The 12,531-nt window shown below is 61.7% G+C and carries 23 protein-coding genes; all 23 read left to right on the top strand.

The features are described 5' to 3' along the window. Window positions 1-174 precede the first annotated feature (174 nt). The 23 genes from rplC (at window position 175) to K3136_RS02570 (ending at window position 12,462) form a co-directional block, all read left to right on the top strand. A complete protein-coding gene (gene rplC / locus K3136_RS02680; protein WP_221431383.1) occupies window positions 175-1,032 on the top strand; it encodes a 50S ribosomal protein L3 in 858 nt (285 codons plus the stop codon). A gap of 2 nt (window positions 1,033-1,034) precedes the next feature. Further along, window positions 1,035-1,658 (top strand): 50S ribosomal protein L4, encoded by a 624-nt coding sequence (gene rplD, locus K3136_RS02675; protein WP_221431382.1) that lies wholly within the window; start codon window positions 1,035-1,037, stop codon window positions 1,656-1,658. Beyond that, window positions 1,651-1,959 (top strand): 50S ribosomal protein L23, encoded by a 309-nt coding sequence (locus K3136_RS02670; RefSeq protein ID WP_221428663.1) that lies wholly within the window; start codon window positions 1,651-1,653, stop codon window positions 1,957-1,959. Before rplD ends, K3136_RS02670 begins: the two co-directional genes overlap by 8 nt. A gap of 14 nt (window positions 1,960-1,973) precedes the next feature. Then, window positions 1,974-2,810, top strand: a complete 837-nt coding sequence (gene rplB / locus K3136_RS02665) for a 50S ribosomal protein L2 (protein ID WP_221431381.1) — start codon at window positions 1,974-1,976, stop codon at window positions 2,808-2,810. A gap of 6 nt (window positions 2,811-2,816) precedes the next feature. Further along, window positions 2,817-3,092: a 30S ribosomal protein S19 gene (gene rpsS, locus K3136_RS02660; RefSeq protein WP_221431380.1), complete on the top strand. Its 276-nt coding sequence runs from the start codon at window positions 2,817-2,819 to the stop codon at window positions 3,090-3,092. Next, on the top strand, window positions 3,092-3,469 hold the full coding sequence (gene rplV, locus K3136_RS02655) for a 50S ribosomal protein L22 (protein ID WP_067690121.1): 378 nt from the start codon (window positions 3,092-3,094) through the stop codon (window positions 3,467-3,469). The genes rpsS and rplV overlap by 1 nt, the downstream gene beginning before the upstream one ends. Window position 3,470: 1 nt before the next feature. Next, window positions 3,471-4,166: a 30S ribosomal protein S3 gene (rpsC, locus tag K3136_RS02650; protein ID WP_221431379.1), complete on the top strand. Its 696-nt coding sequence runs from the start codon at window positions 3,471-3,473 to the stop codon at window positions 4,164-4,166. Between the two features lie 21 nt (window positions 4,167-4,187). Further along, window positions 4,188-4,622, top strand: coding sequence for a 50S ribosomal protein L16 (gene rplP, locus K3136_RS02645; protein WP_040963569.1), 435 nt, complete (start codon window positions 4,188-4,190; stop codon window positions 4,620-4,622). After that, window positions 4,622-4,831, top strand: coding sequence for a 50S ribosomal protein L29 (rpmC, locus tag K3136_RS02640; RefSeq protein WP_221431378.1), 210 nt, complete (start codon window positions 4,622-4,624; stop codon window positions 4,829-4,831). The genes rplP and rpmC overlap by 1 nt, the downstream gene beginning before the upstream one ends. Window positions 4,832-4,841: 10 nt before the next feature. Then, window positions 4,842-5,132, top strand: coding sequence for a 30S ribosomal protein S17 (gene rpsQ / locus K3136_RS02635; RefSeq protein WP_090478788.1), 291 nt, complete (start codon window positions 4,842-4,844; stop codon window positions 5,130-5,132). 56 nt (window positions 5,133-5,188) lie between these two features. Next, window positions 5,189-5,557 (top strand): 50S ribosomal protein L14, encoded by a 369-nt coding sequence (rplN, locus tag K3136_RS02630; RefSeq protein ID WP_067464754.1) that lies wholly within the window; start codon window positions 5,189-5,191, stop codon window positions 5,555-5,557. Between the two features lies 1 nt (window position 5,558). Next, window positions 5,559-5,879: a 50S ribosomal protein L24 gene (gene rplX, locus K3136_RS02625; RefSeq protein ID WP_221431377.1), complete on the top strand. Its 321-nt coding sequence runs from the start codon at window positions 5,559-5,561 to the stop codon at window positions 5,877-5,879. Then, window positions 5,872-6,450 (top strand): 50S ribosomal protein L5, encoded by a 579-nt coding sequence (gene rplE, locus K3136_RS02620; RefSeq protein WP_221431376.1) that lies wholly within the window; start codon window positions 5,872-5,874, stop codon window positions 6,448-6,450. Before rplX ends, rplE begins: the two co-directional genes overlap by 8 nt. A gap of 41 nt (window positions 6,451-6,491) precedes the next feature. Then, the gene (gene rpsN, locus K3136_RS02615; RefSeq protein ID WP_221428656.1) at window positions 6,492-6,797 is read left to right on the top strand and encodes a 30S ribosomal protein S14; all 306 of its coding nucleotides are present in this window, start codon (window positions 6,492-6,494) and stop codon (window positions 6,795-6,797) included. Between the two features lie 11 nt (window positions 6,798-6,808). Beyond that, window positions 6,809-7,204, top strand: coding sequence for a 30S ribosomal protein S8 (rpsH, locus tag K3136_RS02610; protein WP_221431375.1), 396 nt, complete (start codon window positions 6,809-6,811; stop codon window positions 7,202-7,204). Then, the gene (rplF, locus tag K3136_RS02605) at window positions 7,204-7,737 is read left to right on the top strand and encodes a 50S ribosomal protein L6 (RefSeq protein ID WP_221431374.1); all 534 of its coding nucleotides are present in this window, start codon (window positions 7,204-7,206) and stop codon (window positions 7,735-7,737) included. The genes rpsH and rplF overlap by 1 nt, the downstream gene beginning before the upstream one ends. Before the next feature lies 1 nt (window position 7,738). Next, window positions 7,739-8,083, top strand: a complete 345-nt coding sequence (gene rplR / locus K3136_RS02600) for a 50S ribosomal protein L18 (protein WP_221431373.1) — start codon at window positions 7,739-7,741, stop codon at window positions 8,081-8,083. Then, window positions 8,083-8,865 (top strand): 30S ribosomal protein S5, encoded by a 783-nt coding sequence (rpsE, locus tag K3136_RS02595; protein WP_247711409.1) that lies wholly within the window; start codon window positions 8,083-8,085, stop codon window positions 8,863-8,865. Before rplR ends, rpsE begins: the two co-directional genes overlap by 1 nt. 5 nt (window positions 8,866-8,870) lie before the next feature. After that, window positions 8,871-9,059, top strand: coding sequence for a 50S ribosomal protein L30 (rpmD, locus tag K3136_RS02590; RefSeq protein ID WP_221431372.1), 189 nt, complete (start codon window positions 8,871-8,873; stop codon window positions 9,057-9,059). Window positions 9,060-9,165: 106 nt separating this feature from the next. Then, on the top strand, window positions 9,166-9,696 hold the full coding sequence (gene rplO / locus K3136_RS02585; protein WP_221431371.1) for a 50S ribosomal protein L15: 531 nt from the start codon (window positions 9,166-9,168) through the stop codon (window positions 9,694-9,696). 104 nt (window positions 9,697-9,800) lie between these two features. Further along, window positions 9,801-11,165, top strand: coding sequence for a preprotein translocase subunit SecY (secY, locus tag K3136_RS02580; protein ID WP_221431370.1), 1,365 nt, complete (start codon window positions 9,801-9,803; stop codon window positions 11,163-11,165). A gap of 27 nt (window positions 11,166-11,192) precedes the next feature. Then, on the top strand, window positions 11,193-11,837 hold the full coding sequence (locus tag K3136_RS02575; protein ID WP_221431369.1) for an adenylate kinase: 645 nt from the start codon (window positions 11,193-11,195) through the stop codon (window positions 11,835-11,837). Window positions 11,838-11,895: 58 nt separating this feature from the next. Beyond that, on the top strand, window positions 11,896-12,462 hold the full coding sequence (locus tag K3136_RS02570; protein WP_221431368.1) for an SRPBCC family protein: 567 nt from the start codon (window positions 11,896-11,898) through the stop codon (window positions 12,460-12,462). Window positions 12,463-12,531 lie beyond the last annotated feature (69 nt).

Below are 12,531 nucleotides of genomic sequence, written 5' to 3'. Positions count from 1 at the left end.
TGATCCACGGATCAGGCAAGACATCGGGATACCGCCGGGCAATCGCCCGGGACTGCGTCCCCCGTCTGCTTCCTTCGGGAAGCAATCAGCCCGGACGGGGGCACGCATCGCACAATCGGGCTGGCACGCACCCTGGGGATGAGCTCCTTGGTGCCTCTGTTGAGGAGTTTGACGATGCGCACAGGCGTTATCGCAAAGAAAGTCGGGATGACCCGCCTCTTCCAGGAGGACGGACGGCACGTACCCGTGACCGTTCTTTCGCTGGAAGATTGCCAGGTCACCGCACATCGCACGGAAGACCGTGACGGCTATTACGGCGTCCAGGTCGGTTCGGGCGAAGCGAAACAAAAGAATGTAGCCAAGCCGCAGCGCGAAGCCTTTGCCAAGGCTGAAGTCGCGCTGAAGATGAAGGTCGGTGAATTTCGCGTGGACAGCGAGGAAGCCCTGCTTCCCGTTGGTGCCCGCATTTCGGCCGAACACTTCGTCGCAGGCCAGAAGGTCGACATCACGGGCCACACCCAGGGTAAGGGCTTTGCCGGCGCCATGAAGCGTTGGGGCTTCGGCGGTCTGCGTGCCACCCACGGTGTTTCGATCTCGCACCGCTCGCACGGTTCGACGGGTAACCGTCAGGATCCGGGCCGCGTGTTCAAGGGCAAGAAGATGGCCGGTCACATGGGTGACCGCCAGCGTACGCAGCAGAACCTCGAAATCGTGCGCACCGACGCCGATCGCGGTCTCCTCTTCGTCAAGGGCTCGGTCCCGGGTGCGAAGAATGGCTGGCTGATGGTTCGCGATGCCGTGAAGGTTGCCATGCCCGACGATCTGCCGTTCCCCGGCGTGATGCGTCGCAACGAAGATGAGTTCAAATCGGAAGAAGCCGATGCAGGTCTCATCGAGAGCGCAGCAGAGCACGAAGTCGGCACCGAAGTTTCCGCTGAGCAGCAGGAAAAGCTGATGCAGCAGCAGGAATCGGGTGCGGACGCCGAAACCACCACCGACGGCGATGCCGGCGGTGAAAGCAAGGAGTCCTGATCGTGAAGGTCAAGGTCCAGAAAATCGACGGCAAGGCGTCGGGCGATATCGAGCTGAGCGACGATGTGTTCGGCGTCGAGCCGCGCGCTGACATCCTGCACCGCGTTGTCACTTGGCAGCTCGAGAACCGTCGCGGCACCGCACGTCCCACGCGTGAGCGTTCGGACGTTGCCCGCACCGGCAAGAAGTTCGGTCGTCAGAAGGGTTCGGGCGGCGCACGTCACGGCGATCGTGGCGCTCCGATCTTCATCGGCGGTGGTAAGGCTCACGGTGCGCGCAAGCGTGACTTCGAGCAGTCGCTGAACAAGAAGATCCGTGCCCTCGGTCTCAAGATGGCTCTCTCGAGCAAGGCTAAGGACGGCCTCGTCGTCGTCGACAGCCTCGAGCTCAAGGACGCCAAGACCAAGGCGCTCAAGGGTCACTTCGACAAGAATGGCTGGGCCGGCAAGGTCCTGATCATCGACGGCGAAAGCGTGAACGACGGCTTCAAGAAGGCTGCCGGCAACCTGCCGGGCGTGAACGTCCTCCCCGCGATGGGCGCCAATGTCTACGACATCCTGAAGCACGACACGCTCGTCCTCACCAAGGACGCGGTCGAGAAGCTGGAGGGCCGTTTCAATGGCTAAGAAGCAGGAAGTGGAAGCACGTCACTACGACGTCGTGCTGGCACCGCACATCACCGAAAAGTCGACGCTTGCTTCCGAGCATAACGCCGTCGTCTTCAAGGTGGCTAACGATGCGACCAAGCCGCAGATCAAGGAAGCCGTCGAGGCGATCTTTGGCGTGAGCGTCACGGGCGTCAACACCATCAACGTGAAGGGCAAGACCAAGCGCTGGAGGGGCAAGCCCTACAAGCGCAACGACCTGAAGAAGGCCGTGGTCACCCTGAAGGACGGCGACTCGATCGACGTCACCAGCGGTATCTGAGGGGCTAGAGAGTAATGGCACTCAAGAACTACAAACCGACGAGCCCCGCGCGCCGCGGCCTCATCCTCGTCGACAAGTCGGGCCTGTACAAAGGCAAGCCCGTCAAGTCGCTCACGGAAGGCAAGCGCAAGACCGGTGGCCGGAACAACAAGGGCCATGTCACCTCGCGTGGCATCGGCGGCGGTCACAAGCAGAAGTACCGCTTCATCGACTTCAAGCGTCGCAAGTGGGACGTTGAAGGCACCGTGGAACGGATCGAATACGATCCCAACCGCACCGCTTTCATCGCACTCGTGAAGTACGAAGACGGTGAGCAGGCCTACATCATCGCTCCGCAGCGTCTCGCTGTTGGCGACAAGGTGATCGCTGGCGAAAAGACCGACACCAAGCCCGGCAACGCAATGCTGCTCGGCCAGATGCCGGTCGGCACCATCTGCCACAACGTCGAAATGAAGCCCGGCAAGGGCGGTCAGATCGCACGTTCGGCAGGTGCCTATGTCCAGCTGGTCGGTCGTGACCGCGGCATGGTCATCGTGCGTCTCAACAGCGGCGAGCAGCGTTACCTGCGCGCCGACTGCATGGGCACCGTTGGCGCCGTTTCGAACCCGGACAACCAGAACCAGAACCTGGGCAAGGCCGGTCGTCGTCGCTGGATGGGCATCAAGCCGCTGACCCGCGGTGTCGCCAAGAACCCGGTCGATCACCCGCACGGTGGTGGTGAAGGTCGCACGAGCGGTGGCCGTCATCCGGTTACTCCGTGGGGCAAGCCGACCAAGGGCGCCCGTACCCGCAAGAACAAGCAGACGGACAAGATGATCATCCGTTCGCGTCACGCCAAGAAGAAGAGGTAACCCGACATGGCTCGTTCCGTCTGGAAAGGTCCGTTCGTCGAACTCAGCCTTCTGAAGAAGGCAGAAGAAGCGCAGGACGCAAACAATGCCAAGCCGATCAAGACCTGGTCGCGCCGCAGCACGATCCTGCCCCAGTTCGTCGGTCTCACGTTCAACGTGTACAACGGCCACAAGTTCATCCCCGTATCCGTTTCGGAAGAAATGGTCGGCCACAAGCTCGGTGAATTCGCGCCCACGCGCACCTTCCCGGGTCACGCTGCCGACAAGAAGGGCAAGCGCTGATGAGCAAGCAGAAAGCACCCCGTCGCGTCGCCGATAACGAGGCACTGGCAGTGGGCACCACCATCCGTGGTAGCGCCCAGAAGCTGAACCTCGTTGCCGAGCTCATCCGCGGCAAGAAGGCCGAAGAGGCCCTCAACATCCTCGCATTCTCCAAGAAGGCGATGGCGAAGGATGCCACGAAGGTTCTCGCTTCGGCGATCGCCAACGCGGAAAACAACCACAACCTCGATGTCGACGCACTGGTCGTCGCTGAGGCTTCGGTCGGCAAGTCGATCACGATGAAGCGCTTCCACACCCGTGGTCGCGGCAAGTCGACGCGCATCCTGAAGCCGTTCAGCCGCCTGCGCATCGTCGTCCGCGAGCAGGAAGAGGCGTAAGATGGGCCATAAGAGCAATCCGATCGGTCTGCGCCTGCAGATCAACCGCACCTGGGACAGCCGCTGGTACGCCGAGGGGCGTGACTATGCCAAGCTGCTGGCCGAGGACATCGAGATCCGCAAGTACATCCTCGAGAACGCTGCCCAGGCCGCTATCTCGAAGGTTGTGATCGAGCGTCCGGCAAAGCTTTGCCGCATCTCGATCTACGCTGCGCGTCCCGGTGTCATCATCGGCAAGAAGGGCGCGGACATCGAGAAGCTGCGCGCCCAGCTGTCGAAGATGACCGAAAGCGAAGTGAAGCTGAACATCGTCGAAATCCGCAAGCCGGAAGTCGATGCCAAGCTCGTCGCCCAGGGCATCGCCGACCAGCTGATCCGCCGTGTGGCATTCCGTCGTGCGATGAAGCGCGCCATGCAGTCGGCCATGCGCCTTGGTGCCGAAGGCATCAAGATCATGTGTGGCGGCCGTCTCGGCGGTGCGGAAATCGCCCGCGTCGAACAGTATCGCGAAGGCCGCGTGCCGCTGCACACGCTGCGCGCCAACATCGATTACGCTGAAGCCGAAGCACTTACCGCTTATGGCATCATCGGCATCAAGGTGTGGGTCTTCAAAGGTGAGATCCTCGGCCATGACCCGACCGCGCAGGACCGTCTGATGATGGAATCGCAGACGTCTGGCGTGCGTCCGGCTCGCTGATTGCAGGTATAGGAAAGAACCATGCTGCAACCGAAGAAAACCAAGTACCGCAAGGCGTTCAAGGGCAAGATCCACGGCAACGCCAAGGGCGGCACCACGCTCAACTTCGGCTCGTACGGGCTGAAGGCTCTCGAGCCCGAGCGTATCACCGCGCGCCAGATCGAAGCGGCTCGCCGCGCGATCACGCGTCACATCAAGCGCCAGGGTCGTCTCTGGATCCGCGTCTTCCCGGACGTGCCGGTTTCGAAGAAGCCTGCCGAAGTCCGTCAGGGTAAGGGCAAGGGTTCGGTCGAATACTGGGCAGCTCGCGTGAAGCCGGGCCGCATCCTGTTCGAACTCGACGGTGTTGCCGGTCCGCTGGCCGCCGAAGCGTTCAGCCGCGCAGCCATGAAGCTGCCGGTGAAGACCAAGGTCGTGGCCCGCCTGGGCGACACCTCGCACCTCGGAGGCGAATAATGAGCAAGATCGAAGATCTGCGCCAGAAGAGCGACGACCAGCTGGGTGAGGAACTCACCACCCTGAAGCGCGAGGCCTTCAACCTCCGCTTCCAGGCGGCGACCAACCAGCTCGAAGCTCCGGCGCGCATCCGCGAAGTCCGTCGTACGATCGCCAAGATCAAGACGCTGCAGGGCGAACGTGCCCGCGCAGCGGCAGCCAAGGCGTAAGGAGTAGACCATGCCAAAGCGTATCCTTATCGGCACCGTCACCTCCGACAAGACCGACAAGACCGTGACCGTACTGGTCGAGCGTAAGGTGAAGCACCCCCTCTACGGGAAGATCATCCGCCGCTCGAAGAAGTACCACGCACACGACGAAAAGAACGAGTACCAGCTCGGCGACGTCGTGCGCATCGAAGAAACCAAGCCGATCTCGAAGACCAAGACCTGGATGGTCAAGGACCGCGTGACGGCAGGCGGAACCCAGGCTGTCGAGGCTGACCTCGAAGTCGAAGCCGCAGGCAACTGACGTTTTAGGAACTGCCGGGCAGATGTCCCGGCAAGCCAAGAGAAGGAACCGGATCAATGATCCAGATGCAATCCAATCTCGACGTCGCGGACAACAGCGGCGCAAAGCGCGTCCAGTGCATCAAGGTACTGGGCGGCTCCAAGCGCCGCACCGCGTCCGTCGGTGACGTGATCGTGGTTTCCGTCAAGGAAGCCCAGCCGCGTACGAAGGTGAAGAAGGGCGATGTCCATCGCGCTGTCATCGTGCGCACGAAGAAGGACGTACGCCGCCCCGACGGCAGCGTGATCCGCTTCGACAGCAACGCCGCTGTTCTCGTGAACAAGAGCGAAGAACCCATCGGCACCCGTATCTTCGGCCCGGTCGTCCGCGAACTGCGCGGCCGCGGCTTCATGAAGATCATCTCGCTTGCTCCGGAGGTGCTCTAAAATGGCATCCGCAAAGATCAAGAAGGGTGACACCGTCGTCGTCCTGTCCGGCAAGGACAAGGGCAAGACCGGTACCGTCGCGAAAGTCAGCCCCAAGGACGGCAAGGTCGTCGTTGAAGGCGTCAACATCGCTGCGCGTCACCGCAAGCCGACCCAGCAGAACCCGCAGGGTGGCATCGACCGCTTCGAAGCACCGATGCCCATCAGCAAGGTTGCTGTGGCGGATCCCAAGGATGGCAAGCCCACCCGCGTCCGTTTCGAAGAAAAGGACGGCAAGAAGGTGCGTGTTGCCGTGAAGAGTGGGGAGACCATCGATGGCTGATTACACCCCCCGTATGAAGCAGCGCTATGACGACCAGATCGTCAAGGCGATGACCGAGAAGTTTGGTTACAAGAACCGCCTCGAAGTTCCGAAGCTGGAAAAGATCACGCTCAACATGGGCGTTGGCGAAGCCAGCCAGGACAAGAAAAAGGTTCAGACCGCTGCGGAAGAAATGGCCAAGATTGCCGGTCAGAAGCCGGTCATCACCAAGGCCAAGAAGTCGATCGCACAGTTCAAGCTGCGCGAAGGCATGCCGATCGGCGCGAAGGTCACCCTCCGCCGCGAGCGCATGTACGAATTCCTCGACCGCCTCGTGACCATTGCAATGCCCCGCATCCGCGACTTCCGTGGCCTCAACGCCAAGTCGTTCGACGGTCGTGGCAACTACGCAATGGGCCTCAAAGAGCAGATCATCTTCCCCGAAATCTCGTACGATCAGATCGAGAAGGTCCGGGGCATGGATATCATCGTAACCACCACGGCGAAGACCGACGAAGAAGCCCGCGAGCTTCTCAAGCTGTTCGGCTTCCCGTTCCCGGCTGAAAAGTCGGAAGAGAAGGAGGCGGCGTGAGCCGCTTCCGGATCGCAGGATAAGGAAGGAACTTAAGTCCAATGGCGAAACTGAGTTCGATCAACAAGAACGAGCGTCGCAAGAAGCTCGTCAAGCAGTACGCGGACAAGTACGCAAAGCTGAAGGCTATCGCTAATGACGAGAGCCTCGACGAAGGCGAGCGTCTGATCGCACGTCTCAAGATGGCTGAGCTGCCGCGCAACGCGAACCCGACCCGCGTGCGCAACCGCTGCGCCACCACCGGCCGCCCCCGCGGCTACTACCGCAAGTTCGGCCTCAACCGTATCGAACTGCGTGACCTCGGCAACAAGGGCCTGATTCCGGGCCTCACGAAGTCGAGCTGGTGAGGTAAAGACAGATGGCTATGACCGATCCCCTGGGTGATATGCTCACCCGTATCCGCAACGGCCAGCAGGCGAAGAAGGACAGCGTCCTTTCGCCGGCTTCCAAGCTGCGTGCGAACGTCCTCGAAGTGCTCCAGCGCGAAGGCTACATCCGTGGCTACAGCGACGATGCTTCGGGCAAGCACCCGCAGCTGCGGATTGAACTGAAGTATTTCGAGGGCGAACCTGCGATCAAGCACGTTGCCCGTGTCTCCAAGCCCGGCCGCCGCGTCTACGCGGGTTCGAAAGAACTCCCCGTCGTTCGCAATGGCCTTGGCATTACCATCGTCTCGACGCCGCGCGGCGTGCTTTCGGACAACGAAGCACGCAACGAAAACGTCGGTGGCGAAGTGCTGGCGGAGGTGTTCTGATGAGCCGCATCGGCAAAAAGCCGGTAGCGATCCCCAGCGGGGTCACTGCCACGATCGAGGAAGGCACGCTCAACGTGAAGGGTCCCAAGGGCACCCTTTCGATGGGTCTGTCGGATCTCGTCGAATACAAGCTCGAGAATGACGAAATCTCCGTCACTCCGGCCAACGATACGCGCGCCGCTCGCAACCACTGGGGTATGCAGCGCACGCTCGTGTCGAACCTGGTCGAAGGTGTGACCGAAGGTTTCACCAAGGTTCTCGAAATCAACGGTGTCGGCTACCGTGCACAGGCGCAGGGCAAGAAGCTCAAGCTTCAGCTCGGCTACTCGCACGACGTCGATCTCGACGTTCCCGAAGGTATCGAGGTGAAGACCCCGGACCAGACGACCGTCGAAATCAGCGGTTCCGACAAGCAGGCCGTGGGCCAGTTCGCGGCGAATGTCCGCAAGTGGCGCAAGCCCGAACCCTACAAGGGCAAGGGTATCAAGTATCGCGGCGAGTATATCTTCCGCAAGGAAGGGAAGAAGAAGTAAGATGGCAAAGCTTTCTCTTTTCGAACGTCGCCGTCGCCGCGTCCGCACTGCGCTTCGCAACCGTGCCGGTGGCAAGCCCCGTCTGTCGGTGCACCGCACCGGCAAGCACATTTACGCCCAGGTTATCGACGATGCAGCGGGTAAGACCGTCGCTTCGGCTTCGACTCTCGGCGTGAAGGGCTCGGGCGCGAACGTCGATGCCGCCAAGCAGGTCGGTAGCGACATCGCTGCTGCTGCCAAGAAGGCTGGCGTCACGACCGTCGTGTTCGACCGCGGTGGTTTCCTGTTCCATGGCCGCGTCAAGGCGCTGGCCGACGCCGCTCGTGAAGGCGGGCTGGAGTTCTGATGATGGCTGACGAAAACAAGAACGAAGAAGCCGTGACGGCTGAAACCGAACACGCTGTGACCAATGAGACGCCGGCTATTGCCGACACTCCGAGCGAAGCAGCTGCAAACCAGGATCCCGCACAGGGCGCCGAAGGCCAGCCGCGTGAGCGTGGTGGCCGTGGCGGTCGCGGTGGCAACCGTGACGGTGGTGGCCGTGGCCGTGGCGGTCGCGACAACCGCCGTAACAACCGCCGCGAAGAAGAAGACGACGGCATCATCGAGAAGCTCGTCCACATCAACCGCGTCAGCAAGACGGTGAAGGGCGGTAAGCGCTTCGGTTTCGCTGCACTTGTGGTCGTGGGTGACGGCTCGGGCCGTGTCGGCTTCGGCAAGGGCAAGGCCCGCGAAGTGCCGGAAGCGATCCAGAAGGCAACCGCAGCCGCTCGCAAGAAGATGATTCGCGTCCCGCTGAAGGAAGGTCGTACCCTCCATCACGACGGCAACGGTCGCTTCGGTGCCGGCAAGGTTACCGTGCGTACGGCACCTCCGGGTACCGGTATCATCGCCGGTGGTCCGATGCGTGCAGTGTTCGAGAGCCTCGGCGTCGCCGACGTGGTGACCAAGTCGGTCGGCACCTCGAACCCCTACAACATGATCCGTGCCACCTTCGACGCGCTGACCGACCAGACTTCGCCGAAGTCGGTTGCCCAGCGTCGCGGCAAGAAGGTCGCCGACCTGCTTGGTCGCGGTGGTGCATCGGAGGCCGAGGCTGAAGCCGACGCCGCCGCTATCGCGGAGTAATTGAGATGGCGAAAGCAAAGACCATCAAGCTCAAGCAGATCGGTTCGCCGATCCGCCGTCCCGAAGGCCAGCGCAAGATCCTCATCGGTCTTGGCCTGAACAAGATGCACAAGGTTGTCGAGCGTCAGGATACTCCTGAAGTGCGCGGCGCCGTGGCCAAGGTCCCGCATCTGGTGGCGATCGTCGAAGACTGAGGCGCAAGCCTTCGTCGGATACGATTACAATTTGACGGGGGCGGCCTGCTGCGATAGCGGGCCGCTTCCATTTTTCAGCGCGAACAAAGCGAAAGCGAGTGCAGACATGACTATCAAACTCAACGACATCCGCGACAACCCCGGCGCCCGCAAGGAGCGCATCCGTGTCGGCCGTGGCATCGGTTCGGGCAAGGGCAAGACCGGCGGCCGCGGCCAGAAGGGCCAGAAGAGCCGTTCGGGCGTCGCCATCAAGGGCTTCGAAGGCGGCCAGATGCCGCTTCACATGCGCCTGCCGAAGCGCGGCTTCAACAACCCGTTTGGCAAGGACTACGCCGAAGTGAACCTGGGCATGGTCCAGAAGTTCATCGACGCGAAGAAGCTCGACGCCAAGAAGGACATCGACCACGCTGCACTGAAGGCCGCTGGCCTCGCACGCGGTGGCAAGGACGGCGTCCGTCTCCTCGGCAAGGGTGAACTCAAGGCCAAGGCCAAGTTCATCGTCGCCGGTGCCTCGAAGGGCGCCATCGAGGCGGTCGAGAAGGCTGGCGGTTCGGTCGAAGTCATCGCCAAGGGCGAGAGCGAAGCCGAGAAGAAGGCCAAGCGCACCGAAGCCAACAAGGCCAAGAAGTCCAAATAATACCGAAAATATGGGGGGCGGGGTTCGACAAAGGTCGCCTCGCTCCCTATCTGTCCGGTCTATGCCGGGACGGGCCGGCGACAAGCTAGGATCGAAGACGACCAATGGCATCAAGCGCCGATAATTTCGCGAGCAACATCAGTCTCGCCAATTTCTCCAAGGCCACGGAGCTCAAGCAGCGTATCTGGTTCACGATCGGCGCGCTGATCGTTTTCCGTTTCCTCAGCTTCGTGCCGCTGCCGGGCATCAACGCCCGCGCACTGAGCCAGCTCGCCGACCAGACGCAGGGCGGCATCATCGACATGTTCAACATGTTCACGGGCGGTAGCCTTGAACGTATGAGCCTGATCGCGCTCGGCGTCATGCCCTACATCACCGCCTCGATCGTGGTGCAGATGGCCTCGGCCCTGCATCCCACGCTTGCTGCGCTGAAGAAGGAAGGCACCACCGGTCGCCAGAAGCTGAACCAGTACACGCGTTACGGTACGGTCTTCCTGTGCACGATCCAGGGCTGGTTCCTTGCCGTGGGCCTCGAGAGCTTCGGCGCGTCCAGCGGCATTGCTGCCGTTGTCGACCCCGGCCTCATGTTCCGTATCGGCGCTGTCATCAGCCTCGTCGGCGGCACCATGTTCCTGCTGTGGCTGGGTGAGCAGATCACCAGCCGCGGTATCGGCAACGGCGTTTCGCTGATCATCATGGCGGGCATCGTCGCCCAGTTCCCGACCTTCGTGACCAACATGGCCTCGGGCTACAGCGAAGGTTCGATCGCAACCGGCATCCTGCTCGGCTTCATCGTCATGGTCGTCGGCCTGATCCTGCTGATCAGCTTCTTCGAGCGCGCACAGCGCCGCCTGCTGGTCCAGTATCCCAAGCGTGCGACGCAGCGCGGCATGATGCAGGCAGACCGCTCGCACCTGCCGCTCAAGCTCAACACGGCCGGCGTGATCCCTCCGATTTTCGCCAGTTCGCTCCTGCTGCTCCCGCTCACGATCACCCAGTTCGCAGGTAATGCGCTGGATCCGGAAGGCGGCGTCGGCGGCAGCTTCGGCACTGTGCTCCAGTACCTGCAGCACGGCCAGCCGCTCTATATGACGCTGTACGCGCTCGGCATCATCTTCTTCTGCTTCTTCTACACTGCCGTCGTCTTCAATCCCGAAGAGACCGCGCAGAACCTGAAGAAGAACGGCGGGTTCATTCCGGGTATCCGTCCGGGCAAGCGGACCGAGGAATATCTCGACTATGTGCTGACCCGCATCACCGTGATCGGTGCCATCTACTTGACCTTCGTCTGCGTGGTGCCCGAATACATGATCGCGCAGACCGGTGTTCCGCTGTTCCTTGGCGGTACTAGCCTGCTGATCGTCGTGAACGTCACGGTTGATACCATCAGCCAGATCCAGTCGCACCTGCTGGCGCACCAGTACGGCGACCTCATCAAAAAGGCGAAGCTCAAGGGCCGCCTGCGTTAAATCCCGAGACGAAGGGGACACCTCTCGATGGACATCATTCTTCTCGGCCCTCCGGGCGCTGGCAAGGGCACGCAGGCACAGCGGCTTGTCGAGCATCACGGCATGCTCCAGCTGTCGACCGGCGATATGCTCCGCGAAACGCGCAAGGCCGATACCGAACTTGGTCGCAAGGTCGCCGACATCATGGACTCGGGCGGTCTCGTGTCGGACGATATCGTCTCGGCAATGATCGATGCCAAGCTGGCCGATATGGGTCCCGAAGTGGGCGCCATCTTCGACGGCTATCCCCGCACGGAGCATCAGGCAGCGCAGCTCGACGAAATTCTCGCCAAGCACGGTCGCAGCCTCGACCATGTCATCGAGCTCGAAGTGAATGAAGACGCGCTGGTTGAGCGTATCACCGGCCGTTATACTTGCGCCAACTGCGGCGCTGGCTATCACGACACCTTCAAGCAGCCCAAGGTCGAAGGCGTGTGCGACCAATGCGGTTCGACCGAGTTCAAGCGCCGTCCGGACGATAACGAGGAAACCGTGCGTCACCGCATGTCGGTCTATCGCAACGAGACCGCACCCATCCTCCCCGGCTACGAGAAGCGCGGCATCGTGAAGCGCGTCGACGGCATGGGCGCGATCGACGAAGTCACGAACGCGATCGATGCAATCCTGAGCTGATCCGGCTTTCCAAAGCCTGCATTGCTGCATAGAACCTCCCCCGAACAGGGAGAGGTTGATGAACAGGTTCGCATTCTTTGCTGCAGCGTCCGCGCTGGTTCTTGGCACACCTGCTGCGGCAGAGGTGATGGAGCAGGGTGACGACAGCTTCGTCACGTCCGACAGCGCCACTGTGGCGGCGACACCGCGCCAGACCTGGCTTGCACTGATCAAACCTGGCGAATGGTGGAACGACAGCCACACCTGGTCGGCCGATGCCAGCAACATGTCGTTGGTGCCAAGCGCGGGTGGCTGCTTCTGCGAGAAGATCCCGGGCGAGGGCGATATTCCTCTGGACGGAAGCGTCCAGCACGCCGTCGTGGTGCAGGCCGTTCCCGATAAGGCACTCCGCCTACGTGGTTCGCTCGGGCCCCTGCAGGCTGTGCCCGCCACAGGCATCCTGACCGTCATGCTCGAAGAGGTCGATGGCGGCACGAAGATCAACTGGCAGTATCACGTCGGCAATGTCAGCGGCTTCCCGATCGATACGATCGCCGGCGCGGTCGACGGAGTGATGACGGAGCAGCTTCACGGCTTGCGCGACTATCTCGGCGCGCTCGACGACGAGGATGAGAGCGAGGACTAGGTCCTCGCTCATATGAACGAAAAGCCGGTCCGGACGTAGATTGCGAAAGCGGAGCATCTCCGCATCCAG

This window comes from Qipengyuania gelatinilytica, assembly GCF_019711315.1.
In the GTDB taxonomy this organism is placed as follows: Bacteria; Pseudomonadota; Alphaproteobacteria; order Sphingomonadales; family Sphingomonadaceae; genus Qipengyuania; species Qipengyuania gelatinilytica.
This window is presented reverse-complemented; position numbering and strand designations above follow the sequence as displayed.